Source organism: Cupriavidus sp. KK10, assembly GCF_018223725.1.
Taxonomy (GTDB): Bacteria; Pseudomonadota; Gammaproteobacteria; order Burkholderiales; family Burkholderiaceae; genus Cupriavidus; species Cupriavidus necator.
Genome location: NZ_CP073677.1, coordinates 952,012 through 969,926 on the forward strand (window position 1 = coordinate 952,012; position 17,915 = coordinate 969,926).

Below are 17,915 nucleotides of genomic sequence, written 5' to 3' on the forward strand. Positions count from 1 at the left end.
CTGCATGGACTTGATCTCGTACCTGCAACACAGCTGGCCCACGCTGCTGAAAATGACCGGCGAGCACCTGGCGCTGGTGGGTTCGGCAGTGGGGCTGGCCATCCTGATCGGCGTACCGCTGGGCATTGTGATCACGCGCTTCCGCGCGCTCGCCACGCCGCTGCTGGCGCTGGCGACGATCGTGCTGACGCTGCCGTCGATCGCGCTGTTCGGGCTGATGATCCCGATCTTCGCGCGCTTCGGCCATGCGCTGGGCTACGTGCCCGCGGTGACGGCGGTGTTCCTGTACTCGCTGCTGCCGATCATGCGCAACACCTACACCGCGCTGGCCAATGTCGACCCCGGCATCCAGGAAGCGGGGCGCGGCATCGGCATGACCACCTGGCAGCGCATGCGGCTGGTGGACCTGCCGCTGGCGGTGCCGGTGATCCTTGGCGGCGTGCGTACCGCCGTGGTGATGAATGTCGGGGTTGCCACCATTGCCGCCATCATCGGCGCGGGTGGCCTTGGAGTGCTGATCCTGCAGGCGATCAGCCAGAGCAACATGAGCAAGCTGGCCGTGGGCGCGGTCCTGGTCAGCCTGCTCGCCATCGTGGCGGACGCCTTCCTGCAGTGGCTGCAGCGCGCGCTAACGCCGAAAGGAATCCGGCTATGATCGAACTCGACCAACTCACCAAGTCCTTCCCGCAGAAAGACGGCACCGAAACGCGCGCCGTCGACGCCGTGTCGCTGACGGTGCCGCGCGGCGAGATCTGCGTCTTCCTCGGCCCCTCGGGCTGCGGCAAGACCACCACGCTGAAGATGATCAACCGGCTGATCGAGCCGACCTCGGGCACGGTGCGCATCGAGGGCGAGGACACGCGCGGCCTTGACGGCGTGACCCTGCGCCGCGAGATCGGCTACGTGATCCAGCAGATCGGCCTGTTCCCCAACATGACCATCGAAGAGAACATCATGGTGGTGCCGCGCCTGCTGGGCTGGGACAAGAAGCAATGCCGCGAGCGCGCGCGCGAGCTGATGGCGATGGTGCAGCTCGACCCCAACCGGCTGCTGACGCGCTATCCGCGCGAGCTCTCCGGAGGCCAGCAGCAGCGCATCGGCGTGATCCGCGCGCTGGCGGCCGACGCGCCGCTGCTGCTGATGGACGAGCCCTTCGGTGCGGTCGACCCGATCAACCGCGAGAGCATCCAGAACGAATTCCTGCAGATGCAGCGCCAGCTCGGCAAGACCGTGATCATGGTCTCGCACGACATCGATGAGGCCATCAAGCTGGCCGACAAGGTGGCGGTGTTCCGCCGCGGCAAGCTGGTGCAGTTCGACCACCCCGACGCGCTGCTGGCACATCCGGCCGATGAGTTCGTGCAGGCCTTCGTCGGCCATGACAACACGCTCAAGCGCCTGCTGCTGGTGCGCGCCGGCGACGCCGCCACCATGCCGCCGAGCTGCCGCCCCGACATGCCGCTGGCCGAGGCGCTGGCCGTGATGGACGACGCCGACGTGCGCCACCTGCCGGTGGTGGACGACGCCCAAGTCGCGCTGGGCTACGTCACGCGCCGCGATGCGCGCTCCGGCAAGGGGCAGTGCAGTGATGTAATGCGTCCGTTCGCCGTGACCGCGGCCTTCGACGAGCACTTGCGCATCGTGCTGTCGCGCATGTACCAGCACAACACCAGCTGGCTGCCGGTGATGGGCGCTGACGGTGCCTACCTGGGCGAGGTCACGCAGGAATCGATCGCGGGGTACCTGAGTTCGGGACGTTCGCGCGGGCAGGCCGGGGCGCTGGCCGCCTCCGCTCCCGCGCCGCTGCGAGCGGCGGCCTGAGCCAGCAGCAGGGCGGCGGCTTCCGCGCTATGCTAGGTGCATGCTTCGCTATTGCCGCTCGCCCCTGTGCCTGGTCGTCGAAACCCGCTGGCTGATCCCGCGCGGGTTTGACGGCTTCACGCCCGGTCCGCTGATCCTACTGCGCCCCGGCGCCAGCCATGCGCTGATCGAGCACGAGAAGGTGCATGTGCGCCAGTTCTGGCGCAGCTGGGGCCTGATGGGCGTGCTCTACCTGGCCAGCCGGCGCTGGCGCCTGCGCTATGAAGTGGAGGCCTACCGCGTGCAGCTGCGGTACAGCCCGCCGGGCGCGGCGCATGGGCTGGCGCGCGTGCTGGCGTGCAAGTACCGGCTCAGGATTTCAGAAGCCGAGGCGTACCGGCTGCTGACGCAAGACCCGCACGGCGATGCCCAATGAAAACGGCCCGCACCAGTCACTGGTGCGGGCCGTTTCTCTTGTCTGGCGGAAGCGGTGAGATTCGAACTCACGGATGGGTCACCCCATCGGCAGTTTTCAAGACTGCTGCCTTAAACCACTCGGCCACGCTTCCTGGAAAGTGCGGACATTGTAGCGCGAAAGGACACGGGCCCCGCGCGCTGCCGCCTGCAGACCTGACGGTCAGGCCGCGCATTATACAAGGCTCGCGTGGATCGATGGTGGTCTTGTGTTGCGGCACGCAAGCGCGCGTAAACTTCCTGCCACATCCACCGCCGCGGATGTCGGCGTCTGTCTGACATTACGGAACCTTCACACGCCGGCATCGCTCATATTGTCGTGCCGGGTGGCGCGGTGTGTGCCGCATCCCCGGCTTTCGCCTGGCAACAGAGGAGAACTCAAAATGCGAATCCATAGCAAGAAATGGCTGATCGCTCCGGTGGCCGCAGCGGCTGTGCTGGCCGGTTGTGCCGCGCCGCCGTATGACAGCGGCTACAACACCGGCTACAACGCCCCGCCTCCGGGGTACCAGACTCCCAACACCTCGCAGGCCCCGGCTGGCGCGGTGTACTACGGCCGTGTGGAATCGATCGAACCGATCACCAACACGCAAAACAGCTCGGGCCTGCTTGGCACCGTGATCGGCGGTGCGGCCGGCGGCCTGCTGGGCCACCAGATCGGCGGCGGGCGCGGGCAGACCGCGGCGACCATCGGCGGTGCCGTGGTCGGCGCCGTGGCCGGCAACCAGATCGAGAAGCGCGCGGGCAGCAACACGCAGACCGCGTACCGCGTCAACGTGCGCCTGGATGATGGCCGCGTGGCCACGGTGACCCAGTCGAGCCTGGGCAACCTGCAGGTGGGCATGCGGGCGCGCGTGGCCAACGACATGGCAACGCCGTACTGATAAGGCCAGCCTGACGTTTGCCAGCATGTAAAAGGCCACGCATTGCGTGGCCTTTTTTTGTTGCCGGCGCACGGCGGCGCTCAGTCCTTCAGGAACATCTCCTGCAGGTCGTTGAGGAAGCGCCGGCCCAGCTCGGTGGGGCGGATGGTGGTCAGGTCCGCTTCCAGCAGCCCTTTCTTTTCCGCCTCGGCCAGCTGCTTGCTGATGGTATGCAGCGGCAGCCCGGTGTAGTCGTGGAAGCTTGATGCCGGCACGCCGTCGGTCAGGCGCAGGGCGTTGAGCATGAACTCGAACGGCAATTCGTCGGCGCCGACATCGCGCGCTTCCTGCACGGCATTGCCGGCCAGTGCCCGCTCCATGTAGGTGGCCGGATGCTTGTGCCGCATCTGGCGCAGTATCCGATGCGGGAACGACAGCTTGCCGTGCGCGCCGGCGCCGATGCCGAGGTAGTCGCCGAAGCGCCAGTAGTTCAGGTTGTGGCGCGCCTCGCGATGCGGCTTTGCGTACGCCGAAGTTTCGTAGTGCCGGTAGCCGGCCTCGGCCGTGCGCGCTTCAATCCAGTCCTGCATCTCGTACGCGCTGTCGTCGTCCGGCAGCGCGGGCGGGAACCTGGCGAACAGCGTGTTGGGCTCCAGCGTCAGGTGGTACAGCGACAGGTGCGTGGTGCCGTACGACAGCGCGGTTTCCACATCCTGCCGGCATTCATCCAGCGTCTGGCCGGGCAGGGCGTACATCAGGTCCAGGTTGATGTTGTCGAAGCTGGCCTGGGCGATGTCGATCGCCTTGCGCGCCTCGGCACCGCCGTGGATGCGGCCGAGCGCCTGCAGGTGCCGGTCGTTGAAGCTCTGGATGCCGATCGACAGCCGGTTGATGCCGCTGGCGCGGTAGCTGGCGAACTTGTCGGCCTCGAAGGTGCCGGGGTTGGCCTCCATCGTGATCTCGGCGTCGGCGTCCAGCGGCAGCAGCGCGCGGATATCCGACAGTAGCCGGTCCATACCCGCTGCCGACAGCAGGCTGGGCGTGCCGCCGCCGATAAAGACCGTATGCACCGGCCGGCCCCACACCAGCGGCAGCGATTGCTCCAGGTCCGCGCGCAGCGCGTCCAGGTAGATGTCTTCCGGGATCTCGTGGTTGTCGGCGCCGGGCGCGGCGTGCGAGTTGAAATCGCAATACGGGCACTTGCGCACGCACCACGGGATATGCACGTACAGCGACAGCGGTGGCGAGCCGGGTAGGCTGATCTGCCCGGGCTTGAGCCAGAGCTGCTTGCTGTCCACGGGCACGGACGCGGAGACCGGTACGATCGGGATCATCGGGTGGTGGTTTCCGCGGCATCGGCCTGCAGCCGTGCCACCAGCGCGCGCAGCGCCTGGGCCCGGTGGCTGACCGTGTTCTTCTCTTCGGGTGACAGCTCGGCGGCTGTCTTGCCCAGGCGCGGCAGCAGGAAGTGCGGGTCGTAGCCAAAGCCGCCCGCGCCGCGCGGCGCGTCGACGACCTCGCCGTGCCAGAGGCCTTCGGCAATGATCGGGCAGGGGTCTTCGGCGTGGCGCACGAACACCAGCACGCAGTAGTAGTGTGCGTGGCGGTTCAGCTTGCCGGCCAGTTGCGAGACCAGGTGCGCATTGTTGGCGGCATCCGACCTGGCCTGCCCGGCCATCTGCGCATAGCGCGCGGAATAGACGCCGGGCGCGCCGTCCAGCGCCTGCACGCAGATGCCGGAATCGTCGGCCAGCGCGGGCAGCCCGGCCAGCCGGCTGGCGTGGCGGGCCTTGGCCAGCGCGTTCTCGACGAAGGTGGCAAAGGGCTCTTCGGCCTCGGGAATGCCCAGTTCGCCCTGGGGCACCACGTCAAAGCCGAGCGGAGCCAGCAGCGCGCCGAATTCGCGCAGCTTGCCGGCGTTGTTGGAAGCCAGTACCAGGCGTTGCATCGCGGGTCCCGCTGCTCAGGCCAGGTCGAGCGCTTCGCGCTGGTGCTGCACCAGGCGGGCGATGCCGGCTTCGGCCAGGCGCGTCATGGCGTCCAGGTCGGCGCGGCTGAAGGGCACGCCTTCGGCGGTGCCCTGCACCTCGACAAAGCCGCCGCTGCCGGTCATGACCACGTTCATGTCGGTGTCGCAGTTGCTGTCCTCGGCGTAGTCCAGGTCCAGCACCGGCACGCCGTCGACCATGCCGACTGAGACCGCGGCAACATGGTCGCGGATCGGGCTGGCGGCGATCAGGCCGTCGCGCAGCATGGTCGAAACCGCGTCATGGGCGGCGACGAAGGCGCCGGTGATGGCCGCGGTGCGGGTGCCGCCGTCGGCCTGCAGCACGTCGCAGTCCAGGTGGATGGTGTATTCGCCCAGCGCCGCCAGGTCGAACACCGAGCGCATGGCGCGGCCGATCAGGCGCTGGATTTCCTGGGTGCGGCCGGTCTGCTTGCCGCGCGCGGCTTCGCGGTCCGAGCGGGTGTGCGTGGCGCGCGGCAGCATGCCGTATTCGGCCGTGACCCAGCCTTCGCCGCTGCCTTTCTTGTGCGGCGGCACCTTGGCCAGCACGCTGGCGGTGCAAAGCACCTTGGTGTCGCCAAAGGCACACAGGACGGAGCCCTCAGCATGGCGGGTGTAGTGGCGGGTAAGGCTGATGGAACGCAGCGCATCGGCTGCGCGGCCGCTGGGTCGCATGGGATGGTTTGTCCGAATCGGGGAGAGACCGCGATTCTAACGCCGCCAGCCCAAAGAACCCATTTCATGATGAAAGGGGACGCGTTCAAGCCAGGCGCGGCGCAGGCTAGGCGCGGGCCGCCGGCCTTGGTTATTCCAAGGTCAAGGCCCGCAACAACGCATGCGCCACGCCTGGCTTGAACCCACAGGGAAGGCTGCTGCCGGGCCGCATGGCGTTGTTGTGGCCTCCTTGCGTGGAGTGACCACGCGGCGTCGGCCACGCCTAACCCTGCGGCCCGGCAGCAGCCTTCGCGCCCCTTCTTCATCATGAAATGGGTTCTAAAACGCTGCATAGCCTCCCCGGCGTGCGCCCGGGAAGGGCATTACCGCATCAGGTTGCTGGTCTTGTCGATGGCGGCGCGGATCTCGGCGATCGAGCGCTCGATCTCCTCTTCGGACAGCAGGTCGCTATCAGTGCCGGTGCGCTCCAGGATCGAGGTGGTGAAGGCGTTCAGCGGCAGGGTGTCAGTCATGACCGAATCCTGTCCCGCCGCATTGCTGTCCAGTTCCCACATCATGGCGATGCCGGTGGTGTTGTCGGCACCTTCGCCGGCGTTCTGCAGCGCCTGCTCGATCAGCGCCGGCACCGCCTGCACCACCGACAGGCGCGACAGCTTGTCCACCAGCGCGGGCTCTTCCAGCGCGCCCCACAGGCCGTCGGAGCAGAGCAGGGCCACGTCGCCCGGCTCCAGCCGCACCGGGCCGCCCAGGTCGATCAGCGGCAGGTTGGGCGAGCCCAGGCAGTTGTAGAGCTTGTTGCGCTCCGGGTGGTTGGCCACGTGCATCGGCAGCACGCGCTCCTGCTGCAGCAGGTTCTCGATCTTGGAGTGGTCGCGCGTGCGCGTCAGCAGCCGGCTCTTGCGCAGCAGGTAATAGCGCGAGTCGCCGGCGTGGGCCCAGTAGATCTGGCCCTGCTGCACCAGGCAGCAGACCACCGTGGTGCGCGGCACGTCCGCCATCTGGTTGGCTTCGGCATAGCGGTGGATCTCGCGGTGGGCCAGCATGATGGTGTCCTGCAGGAACTCGGCCGGGTTGCGCACCGTGGGCCGCGCCTGCACCTGGAACTGGCGCGCCAGCGTCTGCAGCGCCTGCTGCGCGGCGACTTCGCCGTGCGCATGGCCGCCCAGGCCGTCGGCCAGCACCATCAGCAGCGCGTCGCGCGTGAAGCAATAGCCCATGCGGTCCTGGTTGACGCGGCGGCCGCCTTTCCTGCTTTCCTGGTAGACAGAGAATCGCATGTTGGCTTTCAGGGAATTCAGTGGACTGGCCGCAACCGGGGCGCCAGATTTGTGATTCAGTCGACGCTCGCGCCGGGGACGGGTTCGTCACGCCGGCGCAGCAGGGTCAGGAAGCGCGATGTCGCCGCGGGCCGCTCCGCCGGTGCCATGGCCGGGGCTTGCGTCTGCGGCGCCAGCGTCTGCTCGCCCAGGGCGTTGGTCTGCTCGCGCAACTCCTTTTGCAGCCGGAACACGCTCTGCGGGCGCTCGGCCGGCGTCAGCCGCAGGCACCATTCGACCAGGTCCACCAGCCCGTTGGTGTAGCTGCTGCGCAGCCGCGCCAGGGCTTCGCCCATGCGGTCTTCCTTTTCGCGCTGGTTGGCTTCCTGCGGCGGCATGCCGGCCATGCAGGCGTAGAGCGTGGCGCCCAGGCTGTAGACATCGGTCCACGGGCCCAGGTCGGAATGCTTGCCATAGAGCTCGGGCGCGGCAAAGCCGGGGGTGTACATCGGCTGGAAGCGGGCCGCTTCCATCGTCAGGGTCTGCCGCGCGGCGCCAAAATCCAGCAGGATCGGGGATTCGTCCTCGCGCAGGTAGATGTTGCCGGGCTTGATGTCCAGGTGCAGCAGCTTGTGGATATGGACCTCGCGCAGGCCGCTCATCAGGTCGTGGAAGACCTTGCGCATGAAATGCTCGCGCAGCACCTTGGGGCCGCCTTGCTGCCGGGCGGCCAGCACGTGCTCCTGCAGCGTCTTGCCCAGCTCGTAGTTCATCACCATGTAGACGGTGGAATTCTCGCGGAAGAAATTCACTACGCGCACTACGCTGGGATGGGAGATGCGGGCCAGCGAGCGGCCCTCTTCAAAGAAGTATTTCAGGCCCAGCCGGAACGCGGCGGCGTTTTCCTCGGGCACCACGGGGATGAGTTCGCCCGGGTTGCGCCGCGCCAGCGACGCCGGCAGGTATTCCTTGATGGCAACTGGCGCGCCGGTATCGTCGGTGGCCAGGTAGACGAAACTGAACCCCCCGCTGGCCAACTTCTTTACAATACGATAGTTGGACAACAGCGTGCCGACGGGCAGCGGTGCACTCTTCGGTTGTGTCGTGCCCTTTGGCTCTGTCATGGGAATAGGGACCTGATTTGCCTCCGGATTGTCCGGGCTAATCGGTCACTTGTAAAGAACACAAATAAGGGCATTGTTGCCCTCCTTTCAACGTATTGAGAGCGTCCCCGGGCTCCCGTGCGGGGCGCTCGAGGCGGACGTACGCGGGCCGCCAGCAGCCCGGGGCCGCCGCCATTCACGAGAACATCCAATGATCCACAGCATGACAGGCTATGGCCTGGCCACGCGCCAGGCGCCATTGACCAACGCGCAAGGCGAGCCCAGCGGGCGCTCCGCGTCCGTTTCGGTGGAATTCCGCACTGTCAATTCGCGTTTCCTCGACCTGTTGTTCCGGGCCCCGGAAGAGTGCCGCGCCTTCGAGCCGGCCCTGCGCGAGATGCTGATGGCCGAGCTGTCGCGAGGCAAGCTGGAGTGCCGCATCAACCTGCAGCGCACCGACGCCGGCGGCGCCACCCTGGCCCTCAATGAAGGGCTGCTGGCGCAGATCCGCGCGCTGGAAACCACCGTCGCCGCCACCTTCGCCAGTGCCGGCACCCTGCGCATGGGCGAGATCCTGCGCTGGCCGGGCGTGCTGGTCGAGCCGGAACTGTCGCAGGAGGCACTGCGCGAGGCGGTGCTGGGCGCCGCGCGCGAGGCGCTGGACCAGCTGCTGGAAGCCCGCCGCCGCGAAGGCGACGCGCTCAAGGCGACGCTGATGGAGCGCATCGACGCCATGCTGGCGATCGTCGAGCGCCTGACGCCGACCATCCCGCAGCTGATCGCCCATCACCAGGACAAGCTGACCGAGCGCCTCCAGGAGGCCTTCAACCTGGCCGCGCCTGCCGGCATGCCGTCGATGAGCCGCGACGAGATCGCCGAGCGCATCCGCCAGGAAGCCACCGTCTACGGCATCCGCATCGACATCGCCGAAGAGCTGTCGCGGCTGCAGGCGCACCTGAACGAGACCCGGCATATCCTGAAGAAGGGCGGTCAGGCCGGCAAGCGCCTGGACTTCATGATGCAGGAGCTCAACCGCGAGGCCAACACGCTTGGCTCCAAGGCCGCCGCCAAGGAACTGGCCGACGCCTCGATGGAGCTCAAGCTGCTGATCGAACAGATGCGCGAGCAGGTCCAGAATCTCGAATAAAGACAGTCCCAGGAATCACCAAAGAATCATCATGAGCCCAACGCCTCAATCCGCGCCCCACACTGCCATCGATACCGTCTACCCCGGCAACCTCTTCATGGTGGTGGCGCCGTCCGGAGCCGGCAAGTCGACGCTGGTCAACAAGCTGCTGTCGCAGGACCCGGCCATCCGCCTGTCGATCTCGCACACCACGCGCGCGCCGCGCCCGGGCGAGCAGGACGGGCGCGAATACCACTTCGTCACGGTCGACGCGTTCCGCGCTGCGCGCGATCGCGGCGACTTCCTGGAATGGGCCGAGGTCCACGGCAACTACTACGCGACCTCGCGCGTGTGGATCGAGCAGCAGATGGCGCAAGGCAACGACGTGCTGCTCGAGATCGACTGGCAGGGCGCGCAGCAGGTGCACCAGCGCTTTTCCAACGCGGTCGAGATCTTCATCCTGCCGCCGTCGCTGACGGCGCTGGAAGAGCGCCTGAAAAAGCGCGGCCAGGACGAGCCCAATGTGATCGTGCGCCGGCTGCTGGCGGCGGGCAGTGAAATGGCCCACGCCTCGGAGTCGGACTACGTCATCATCAACGAGGTCTTCGACGATGCTCTGGAGCAGTTGCGCAACGTGATCAGCGCCACGCGGCTGCGGTTTTCCTCGCAGAAAGCGCGGCATACGGAGCTGTTTATCGAGCTGGGCATCCACTGAGCCGATGCCTGCCGATGACAGCCGCGCGAGGCGCCGCCGGCGTTTTCCGCCGCGTGCTGTAAAATAGCAACCCAACGTAAGGTTTTGTCCCAAGGTGGATTTGATATGGCGCGTATTACCGTCGAAGATTGTCTGAAACACATTCCGAATCGCTTCGAGCTCGCGCTGGCGGCCACGTATCGTGCCCGTCAGCTGGTGCAGGGCCACACGCCCAAAGTCGAAGCAAAGGACAAGCCGACTGTGGTGGCACTGCGCGAGATCGCGTCGGGCCAGGTCGGCATCGAGATGCTGAAGAAGGTCCCGACCTGATTGGTCAGGCGGCCCATGGCTTATCCTCGCATCGTGCCAGCACGTATCCAGCCGGATTCCAGGGGCCGCCGCCATGCCTTCGCCGCATTCGCCCTCCAAGCCTCCCTCCCAGCCGTCGCCGACTGCCGTGGCGCCGGCGCTTGGCGATGCGGCCCCGCCTACGGCGCGTAAGCGCACCATTCCGGGCCAACCCTCCGTGAACGCGCGCACCGGCGCTCCCAATCTTCCCGATCCGCTCGGCGGCGATGTCGTCGGCGAACGTGCCGTCGCGCCCGCGCTGGCGCCGGGCAAGGCCAGGGGCGCGGCACTGCAGGACGAGCTGGCCGCGATGCAGGATGTGGCGCCGGCGGCTGACAGCCTGTTTATCGACGCAGTGCTGGCGCAGTCATACCGTCACTTCTTCGGCCCGACCTCGCAGCCGGCGGTGCCGCCGCGCCAGCAGGTCATCTCCATCACCCGGCTGATGGAGAAACTCGCGTACCTGAAGGCGCCCGACCTGGCGCGCGTGCGCGAGGCCTTCCAGTTTTCCGACGAAGCCCATCTGGGCCAGTACCGCCAGAGCGGTGAGCCCTACATCACCCATCCGGTGGCGGTGGCCGAGCTGTGCGCGGACTGGAAGCTGGATGTGCAGTCCATCATGGCGGCGCTGCTGCACGACGTGATGGAAGACCAGGGCATCACCAAGAGCGAGCTGGCCGAGAAATTCGGCCCCAAGGTCGCCGAACTGGTCGATGGCCTGACCAAATTGGACAAGCTCGAATTCCAGAGCCGCGAGCAGGCGCAGGCGGAGAGCTTCCGCAAGATGCTGCTGGCGATGGCGCGCGACGTGCGCGTGATCCTGGTGAAGCTGGCCGACCGTACGCACAACATGCGCACGCTCGACTTCGTGCCGCCGGAGAAACGCCGCCGCATCGCGTTGGAGACGATGGAGATCTATGCGCCGATCGCGCACCGTCTCGGTCTCAACACGATCTACCGCGAACTGCAGGAGTTGTCCTTCAAGGTCGGCTCGCCGTTCCGCTACGCCACGCTGGAGAAAGCCGTCAAGGCCGCGCGCGGCAACCGCCGCGAGGTGGTCAAGCGTATCCTGGAAGCCGCGCAGAAGGGGCTGGCCGATGCCGGCATCGTGGCCGAACTGTCCGGGCGCGAGAAAACGCTATACAGCATCTACCGCAAGATGCACGACAAGCAGCTGTCGTTCTCGCAGGTGCTGGACGTATATGGTTTCCGCGTGGTGGTGGAAACGCAGATGCACTGCTACATGGCGATGGGCGCGCTGCACGGGCTGTACAAGCCCATGCCCGGCAAGTTCAAGGACTACATCGCCATCCCCAAGATCAACGGCTACCAGTCGCTGCACACCACGCTGGTGGGCCCGTTTGGCACGCCGGTGGAGTTCCAGATCCGCACGCGCGACATGCACCAGATCGCCGAGGCCGGCGTGGCTGCGCACTGGATGTACAAGCACCAGGCCGACCACGCCAACGATATTCAGCAGCAGGCGCACCAGTGGCTGCAGTCGCTGCTCGATATCCAGAGCCAGACCGGCGATTCGCAGGAATTCCTGGAGCACGTCAAGATCGACCTGTTCCCGGATGCGGTCTATGTGTTCACGCCCAAGGGCCATATCCGCGCGCTGCCGCGCGGCGCCACCGCGCTGGACTTTGCCTACGCGGTGCACAGCGATCTGGGCAACCAGTGCGTTGCGGTCAAGATCAACAACGAGATGTTGCCGCTGCGCACCGAGCTCAAGAGCGGCGATATCGTCGAGGTGGTGACGGCGCCATACTCCAAGCCCAATCCGGCGTGGCTGTCGTTCGTGCGCACCGGCAAGGCGCGCGCGGCGATCCGCCACTACCTGAAGACCACCAAGCTCGACGAAGCCATCCAGCTCGGCGAGCGCCTGCTGGAACAGTCGGCGCGCCAGCTCGGCTTCGAGCTCAAGGCGGTGCCGCAGTCGGTGTGGGACCGCATGGTCCAGTGGACCGGCAACAAGCAGCGCGAAGACATCTTTGCCGACCTGGCACTGGGCCGGCGTGTGCCGGCGGTGGTGGCCAAGCGCATGGAGATCCTGCTGCAGGAGCTGTCCGGCGATGTCGACAGCGCGCTGCTGGCGGCGGTGCAGACCTTTGCCGGCGAAGAAGCGCCCGCGGTGCCGATCACCGGCGACGAAGGCATGTCGATGATCTTCTCGGCGTGCTGCCGCCCGATCCCGGGCGATTCGATCGTCGGCTACCTGGGCAAGGGCGAAGGGCTGCAGATCCACGTGCAGGACTGCAAGATCGCCAAGCGCCTGCACAGCAAGGATCCTGAGCACTGGATCGACGTGATGTGGGCCAAGAAGACCACGCGCGCCTTCGATGTATCGATCAAGGTGATGGTGCGCAACGTCAAGGGCATCGTCGCGCGCGTGGCGGCCGACCTGACCGCCGCCGATGCCAACGTGGCGCACGTGGCCATGGAGCAGCAGGACGCCGGCCACCAGGAAGCCACCTATATGCAGTTCATCATCCAGGTACAGAACCGCCTGCACCTGGCCAACGTGATGCGCGGGCTGCGCCGCAACCCCGACGTCATCCGCATCTTCCGCGACCGCAACGACGGCTGAGCGCCGCTCGGCAGCGTGGGATTACTCGGCGCCGCGCGGCGACGGGTAGCGGACTTCCAGGATATCGATCTGCTCAACCCCGGCCGGCGTGCGCAACGCCACGGTGTCGCCTTCGCGCGCCTTGATCAGCGCCTTGGCGATCGGCGAGATCCAGCTCACGTGGTTGCTGTCCAGGTCGACTTCATCCATGCCGACGATGGTGATGGTGGTTTCTTCGCCGGCGCGATTGGCGTAGGTGACGGTGGCGCCGAAGAAAATCTGGTCGTTGTCGCCCTGCAGGGACGCGTCGACCACTTCCGCCTTGTCGAGGCGGCGCGTCAGGAAGCGGATGCGGCGGTCGATCTCGCGCAGCCGCTTCTTGCCATAGAGATAGTCGCCATTCTCCGAGCGGTCGCCATTGGAGGCCGCCCACGACACGATCTGCACCACATCGGGCCGGTCGACGTCGATCAGCTGCATCAGCTCATTGCGCAGGCGGTTGTAGCCATCGGCGGTGATGTAGTTCTTGGTGCCGGGAGGTAGCGGCGTTGCGCCTTCGGGGAGATCGTCGTCCTCGTCGCCGGACGACTCTTTGACAAATGCCTTGTTCATGTTCCGGATCACTTCTTGGGTCTGTCATTATAGGAAAACGCCACAGGCGAACCTCGCCGGCGGGCATCTGCTGCGCCCCTTCCAAGGAAAGATCACAAAAAAGTTGCGAAGGGGCTTCCCAAAAATAAAAACTGGGTTATAATCTTTTTCTCGCGTGCGGCTGTAGCTCAGTTGGATAGAGTACTTGGCTACGAACCAAGGGGTCGTGGGTTCGAATCCTGCCAGCCGCGCCACCTATGCCGAAAGAAAAGGGCTTCCGGAAACGGAAGCCCTTTTTCGTTTCCGTCCTCTCGCCGTCGTGCCGTTCGACCTGTGCGCTGCGGCGACCGTTCCCGCTTTCCCCTGCACCCAACGCGTCGCCTGCGATTGCTGCGTCACGCCTTGCGGTCGCGCGTGCGGCCTCCTAGGCTCGAATCAGGCACAACCTCGACCCTGGGAGCTGAGCGCATGGAAAACGCAGAGTGGCGCGTTGAAGAGTACCGCGGCATGGATGTCTATGTCCTGGTATCGCCGCAAGGGCAGGACAGCATCGGCCGTTGGGGCTATGAAGTCCGCGTGTCGCAGGAAGGCGCCGACCCGGCCGACGCGGGCGATACCGAGTTGCTTGCCAGCGGCCCGCAGCAGTTCGCCACGCGCCATGCGGCAGAGGTGGCTGCCTTCGGCGCGGGCTATGCCCTGGTGGACCGGCTGCTGGGGCCCGCCGAATAAGGGCTGCGCGTCATTGTGATTGGCGCAACGGCTTATATCATGCCGTGATCTATTGCTATTGACGCGGATCATTTTTGATCCGGCCCGGCATTCCTACGCTGGAAATGAAGCGAGCGAAGTCTCGCTCGGTCCATGAACCGGACGGCAAAGCCAGGCGCATTGCATGACGGCGCGAGGCACGAATGAACGATTTCATGCGCACGGCAAAATAGCGCTTGCCATGCGCGGGTGAATCGCCCATAATCCGTCTCCTTCAGACGCGGGGTGGAGCAGTTGGCAGCTCGTCGGGCTCATAACCCGAAGGTCGCAGGTTCAAGTCCTGCCCCCGCAACCAACGCCTTATCTCAGTATCCAGCGGCATTCGCCGCAGTCCTTCAAGGCGTTGTTCTCAAGGCCGTCCGGCCTGACTCACCCACTGCTCCGATGTGATTCCGCGCAACCCAAAGGCATGGCCTTGCAGCGTTCGTGCGCCTGCTCGCTAGGTGCGCACCAGTTCCGCCGCACGCCTGAACGTATCGCGCACCAGCGGCTGGTCTTCACGCTCCGCGGCGTCGGCATGCTCACGCAGCCGCATGGCCAGCACCGTCAGTGTGCCTTGCGCCTGCGGCCCGCCCGCGGCCTGGCACTTGGTTACCGCTTCGCGCATCACCGCATCGAGCTCGCCGCTGACATCGGCACCATCGAAGGCGCTCACCGAGAGAGCCGAGATGCGTTCCAGGTAGAGATTGACCAGCGCTTCATCGTGTAGCGGTTCGGACATGTCGGCTCCTTGTCGGTGACGGGGATACAAACCCCATTGTAGTGAAGCCGCCGCCCGCACAGGATCAAACAGTAATGATTCTTGTTCTTGTCCTTTCCGCGCTTCCCATACAATGTGCACCTGCCCAATTTATCCCGATGTTATTGCCATCATGATGCTGCAGATTCCCGACGTACTGTCCAAGGCCCAGGTGGCGCAAGTCCGGCAAGTCATCGAAGCGGCGGCGTGGGCCGACGGCAATGAGACCTCGGGTTACCAGTCGGCGCTGGCCAAGCGCAACCTGCAGTTACCGGAGGGCTCGCCGGCGGCGCGCCAGGTGGGCGACCTGATCCAGGACGCGCTCGGCAACAATGCGCTGTTCTTCTCGGCGGCGCTGCCGCTGAAGGTCTATCCGCCGCTGTTCAACCGCTATGAGGGCGGGCATACCTTTGCCAATCACGTCGACAACGCGATCCGCTACCTGCGCGGCACCAGCTTCCGCATCCGCAGCGACCTGTCGGCGACACTGTTCCTGACCGAGCCGGAGGAATACGACGGCGGCGAACTGGTGATCGAGGACACCTACGGCCAGCAGCGCGTGAAGCTGCCGGCCGGGCATATGGTGCTGTACCCGGCCACCAGCATCCACCACGTGACGCCGGTCACGCGCGGGGCGCGGGTGTCATCGTTCTTCTGGATCCAGAGCATGGTGCGCGACGATGGCCAGCGCGCGCTGCTGTTCGAGCTGGACGCACGTATCCGCCAGGTGGCGCAGGAGTTCGGCCAGGCGCATGAATCGGTGATCGGCCTGACCGGGGTCTATCACAACCTGCTGCGCCGCTGGGCGGACGCCTGAACGCCGGCGGCGCCCTCTCAAGGGCGCTGCATCACGTCAGCCAGCAAGCAGGCGCGACTATTCGTCGCGCCGTCGCTGCATCTGCAACAGTTCGATCGGAGAGGGCTGGATACGCCGCCGCGCCGGACGCAGCGCGCGGTTGGGCCACAGCACGTAGTTGGTGTGCGGATCCAGCGGCTTGCCGAAGTACGAGACCCAGACCTGTACGCCTTGCTCGGTTTCGGCAATGATGGCCGCGACGGCGCGCGCCGCGGCGGAAGGGGACTTGAGCAGCTCCGCCAGGGCTTCGACGCCCTGCACGACATGGTGCTTCACCCCGGCAAACCATGCGTACTGACGCATGGCGGACAACAAACGCTTGGTCATGAACGCGACTCTGGTTGTGTGGAAAGTGCGAATGAGACCCGCACGCTTCCGATTTGTTCACGGCAGTTTGCGAAATACCAGCATGACTGCGGCGCCATCTCGCCGGGATGGCATGCGCGCGGGATGCGTCACCTGATATCGCTCCTGTGCCGCTCGCGTCACGTGGCGTGCGGCGGCTCAGGTACCAGTGCAGAGAGTACCATTGCCAGCCGGTCCAGGGCAGGATCGATATCCAGCAGGTCGATGGCGCCGAAGCCCAGCAGCAGCCCCGCGCAGGTAGCAGGGGGCGAGGCATAGCAGGGATCGAGCGTGGCAAGCGCCAGGTCGGCCAGGCGCGCCATCGAGACCAGCGCCTCGGACGCCACCGGCACGCGCAGCCGTGCCGCCAGGTGGAAGCCCGCCATCGCCGGCAGCGGCTCCAGCCACGGCGACAGGTCGCCCTGCAGCCGCGCCAGCAGGCGGGCGCGGCGCTGGGCGTGGCGCGCGTGCGAGCGCCGGATATGGCGCAGCAGGTGCCCCTCGGACAGGAAGCGCGCCAGCGCCTGCTGGATCAGCGTCGGCGTGTACCAGTCCATCAGGTGCTTGACCTTGCGCGCGGCCGGCATCAGCCAGGGCGGCACCACCAGGTAGCCGCCGCGCAGGTTCGCCACCAGCGTCTTCGAGAAGGTGCCGAGGTAGACCACGCGGCCATGCCGGTCCAGCGTCTGCAGCGCGTCCAGTGCCTGGCCGCCGTAGCGGAATTCGCTGTCGTAGTCGTCTTCCAGGATCACCGCGTGGCGGCGCGCCGCCCAGTCCAGCAGCGCCTGGCGCCGCGCCAGGCTCATCGGCACGCCCAGCGGCGACTGGTGCGAGGGGGTGACATAGACCAGCGTGGCATCGTTCGGCAGTGCGTCCACCACCAGCCCTTCGCCATCGACCGGCACTGGCACCACCCGTGCGCCCAGCCCCTGGAACAACGAACGCGCCATCGGGTAGCCGGGATCCTCCATCGCCACCACGGCGCCGGGCCCGAGCACCAGCCGGGCCAGCAGGTCGATGCCCTGTTGCGCGCCGCCTGTGACCAGGATGTCAGTCGGCATGCTCTGCACGCCGCGCGTGAATGCGATATGGCGGGCAATGGCCTGGCGCAGCACCATCTCACCGGCCGGATCGGCGGCGCCGGGCGGACGCTGGCGCTCGGCGGCCAGCGCCGCGCGCACGCAGCGCGACCAGGCTTCATGCGGAAAGCGCGTGGTGTCGGCCTGCCCCGGCTGGAACGCATAGCGCGCGCCGCCGGCGGCGTCCAGGAACGGCGTCGGCACCGCCATCCAGCGCTGCACGGCGGGCGGCAGCACCGGCGCAGCCGCCATGCGCACGGCCGGGCGGGACAGCCCCTCGGCCACATAGGTGCCGTCGCCGACGCGCGCGTGCAGCCAGCCCTCGGCCACCAGCCGTTCATACGCCGTGGTCACCGTCTTGCGCGCCACGCCCAGCTGCGTGCCAAGCAGGCGCGTAGGCGGCATGCGTGCGCCGGCCCCGAGCCGTCCGCCCTGGATTGCGTCGCGGATCTGGTGGACGATCTGCGCGGTCAGGTCGCTGGCTTGGTCCAGCGCGAGATGCAGTTCCATGAGGGTACGCGTCGATCAAAATTGGTCTACTGATTCTGCCGGAAATTGGCAGTGTACGGGACCAATCGATGCGTCTATCTTTCATCCCAACGGGCGCGACACAGTGCCCGC

The 17,915-nt window shown here is 66.5% G+C and carries 20 protein-coding genes and 3 tRNA genes; 12 read left to right on the forward strand and 11 right to left on the reverse strand.

The window, feature by feature from the left end; all coding sequences use genetic code 11:
• Positions 1-4 precede the first annotated feature (4 nt).
• The 3 genes from KB879_RS04655 to KB879_RS04665 are packed head-to-tail and all read left to right on the forward strand — an operon-like array spanning position 5 to position 2,236.
• Positions 5-655, forward strand: coding sequence for an ABC transporter permease (locus tag KB879_RS04655; protein WP_013955927.1), 651 nt, complete (start codon positions 5-7; stop codon positions 653-655).
• The gene (locus KB879_RS04660; protein WP_211980834.1) at positions 652-1,821 is read left to right on the forward strand and encodes a betaine/proline/choline family ABC transporter ATP-binding protein; all 1,170 of its coding nucleotides are present in this window, start codon (positions 652-654) and stop codon (positions 1,819-1,821) included. The genes KB879_RS04655 and KB879_RS04660 overlap by 4 nt, the downstream gene beginning before the upstream one ends.
• Before the next feature lie 40 nt (positions 1,822-1,861).
• Positions 1,862-2,236: a hypothetical protein gene (locus KB879_RS04665; RefSeq protein ID WP_013955929.1), complete on the forward strand. Its 375-nt coding sequence runs from the start codon at positions 1,862-1,864 to the stop codon at positions 2,234-2,236.
• A 43-nt stretch (positions 2,237-2,279) separates the two neighbouring features.
• Here the strand turns inward: KB879_RS04665 and KB879_RS04670 are convergent.
• Positions 2,280-2,369 (reverse strand) — tRNA-Ser (locus KB879_RS04670).
• Positions 2,370-2,657: 288 nt separating this feature from the next.
• Between KB879_RS04670 and KB879_RS04675 the strand changes: the two genes are divergently transcribed.
• Positions 2,658-3,158 carry a glycine zipper 2TM domain-containing protein gene (locus KB879_RS04675; protein ID WP_211980835.1) on the forward strand — a complete coding sequence of 167 codons (501 nt, stop codon included), beginning with the start codon at positions 2,658-2,660 and terminating at the stop codon, positions 3,156-3,158.
• An 80-nt stretch (positions 3,159-3,238) separates the two neighbouring features.
• Here the strand turns inward: KB879_RS04675 and hemW are convergent, their stop codons facing one another.
• The 5 genes from hemW to KB879_RS04700 form a co-directional block, all read right to left on the reverse strand.
• Entirely contained in the window at positions 3,239-4,471 is a 1,233-nt protein-coding gene (gene hemW, locus KB879_RS04680; RefSeq protein ID WP_013955931.1) for a radical SAM family heme chaperone HemW, read from the reverse strand.
• Positions 4,468-5,085 (reverse strand): RdgB/HAM1 family non-canonical purine NTP pyrophosphatase, encoded by a 618-nt coding sequence (gene rdgB / locus KB879_RS04685; RefSeq protein ID WP_013955932.1) that lies wholly within the window; start codon positions 5,083-5,085, stop codon positions 4,468-4,470. The genes hemW and rdgB overlap by 4 nt, the downstream gene beginning before the upstream one ends.
• 15 nt (positions 5,086-5,100) lie before the next feature.
• Positions 5,101-5,820, reverse strand: a complete 720-nt coding sequence (gene rph / locus KB879_RS04690; protein WP_153956179.1) for a ribonuclease PH — start codon at positions 5,818-5,820, stop codon at positions 5,101-5,103.
• A gap of 362 nt (positions 5,821-6,182) precedes the next feature.
• On the reverse strand, positions 6,183-7,097 hold the full coding sequence (locus KB879_RS04695; protein WP_153956180.1) for a PP2C family serine/threonine-protein phosphatase: 915 nt from the start codon (positions 7,095-7,097) through the stop codon (positions 6,183-6,185).
• A 56-nt stretch (positions 7,098-7,153) separates the two neighbouring features.
• Positions 7,154-8,200: a serine/threonine-protein kinase gene (locus tag KB879_RS04700; RefSeq protein ID WP_035819595.1), complete on the reverse strand. Its 1,047-nt coding sequence runs from the start codon at positions 8,198-8,200 to the stop codon at positions 7,154-7,156.
• A gap of 190 nt (positions 8,201-8,390) precedes the next feature.
• On the opposite strand from KB879_RS04700, the gene KB879_RS04705 reads away from it, so the two are divergent.
• The 4 genes from KB879_RS04705 (at position 8,391) to KB879_RS04720 (ending at position 12,937) form a co-directional block, all read left to right on the forward strand.
• A complete protein-coding gene (locus KB879_RS04705; RefSeq protein WP_013955935.1) occupies positions 8,391-9,326 on the forward strand; it encodes a YicC/YloC family endoribonuclease in 936 nt (311 codons plus the stop codon).
• Positions 9,327-9,357: 31 nt separating this feature from the next.
• Positions 9,358-10,020 carry a guanylate kinase gene (gmk, locus tag KB879_RS04710; RefSeq protein ID WP_010809225.1) on the forward strand — a complete coding sequence of 221 codons (663 nt, stop codon included), beginning with the start codon at positions 9,358-9,360 and terminating at the stop codon, positions 10,018-10,020.
• Positions 10,021-10,125: 105 nt separating this feature from the next.
• Positions 10,126-10,329, forward strand: coding sequence for a DNA-directed RNA polymerase subunit omega (gene rpoZ, locus KB879_RS04715; RefSeq protein ID WP_006578656.1), 204 nt, complete (start codon positions 10,126-10,128; stop codon positions 10,327-10,329).
• 196 nt (positions 10,330-10,525) lie between these two features.
• Positions 10,526-12,937 (forward strand): bifunctional (p)ppGpp synthetase/guanosine-3',5'-bis(diphosphate) 3'-pyrophosphohydrolase, encoded by a 2,412-nt coding sequence (locus KB879_RS04720; RefSeq protein ID WP_041228319.1) that lies wholly within the window; start codon positions 10,526-10,528, stop codon positions 12,935-12,937.
• Positions 12,938-12,958: 21 nt separating this feature from the next.
• On the opposite strand, the gene greB is transcribed toward KB879_RS04720, so the two are convergent.
• On the reverse strand, positions 12,959-13,528 hold the full coding sequence (gene greB / locus KB879_RS04725) for a transcription elongation factor GreB (protein WP_013955937.1): 570 nt from the start codon (positions 13,526-13,528) through the stop codon (positions 12,959-12,961).
• Between the two features lie 156 nt (positions 13,529-13,684).
• Between greB and KB879_RS04730 the strand changes: the two genes are divergently transcribed.
• Both KB879_RS04730 and KB879_RS04735 read left to right on the forward strand, forming a co-directional pair.
• Positions 13,685-13,761: transfer RNA gene (locus tag KB879_RS04730), tRNA-Arg, on the forward strand.
• A 214-nt stretch (positions 13,762-13,975) separates the two neighbouring features.
• Positions 13,976-14,236, forward strand: a complete 261-nt coding sequence (locus tag KB879_RS04735) for a hypothetical protein (protein ID WP_013955938.1) — start codon at positions 13,976-13,978, stop codon at positions 14,234-14,236.
• Between the two features lie 55 nt (positions 14,237-14,291).
• Here the strand turns inward: KB879_RS04735 and KB879_RS04740 are convergent, their stop codons facing one another.
• A complete protein-coding gene (locus tag KB879_RS04740; protein ID WP_013955939.1) occupies positions 14,292-14,477 on the reverse strand; it encodes a hypothetical protein in 186 nt (61 codons plus the stop codon).
• A 17-nt stretch (positions 14,478-14,494) separates the two neighbouring features.
• Here KB879_RS04740 and KB879_RS04745 point away from each other — a divergent pair.
• Positions 14,495-14,570 (forward strand) — tRNA-Met (locus tag KB879_RS04745).
• Between the two features lie 144 nt (positions 14,571-14,714).
• Here the strand turns inward: KB879_RS04745 and KB879_RS04750 are convergent.
• Positions 14,715-14,996, reverse strand: a complete 282-nt coding sequence (locus KB879_RS04750; RefSeq protein WP_013955940.1) for a hypothetical protein — start codon at positions 14,994-14,996, stop codon at positions 14,715-14,717.
• Positions 14,997-15,147: 151 nt separating this feature from the next.
• Between KB879_RS04750 and KB879_RS04755 the strand changes: the two genes are divergently transcribed.
• Entirely contained in the window at positions 15,148-15,831 is a 684-nt protein-coding gene (locus tag KB879_RS04755; protein WP_211980836.1) for a Fe2+-dependent dioxygenase, read from the forward strand.
• 57 nt (positions 15,832-15,888) lie between these two features.
• Here KB879_RS04755 and KB879_RS04760 read toward each other — a convergent pair whose 3' ends face one another.
• On the reverse strand, positions 15,889-16,197 hold the full coding sequence (locus tag KB879_RS04760; protein WP_013955942.1) for a hypothetical protein: 309 nt from the start codon (positions 16,195-16,197) through the stop codon (positions 15,889-15,891).
• A gap of 158 nt (positions 16,198-16,355) precedes the next feature.
• A complete protein-coding gene (locus tag KB879_RS04765) occupies positions 16,356-17,804 on the reverse strand; it encodes a PLP-dependent aminotransferase family protein (protein ID WP_153956182.1) in 1,449 nt (482 codons plus the stop codon).
• Positions 17,805-17,915: the final 111 nt, after the last annotated feature.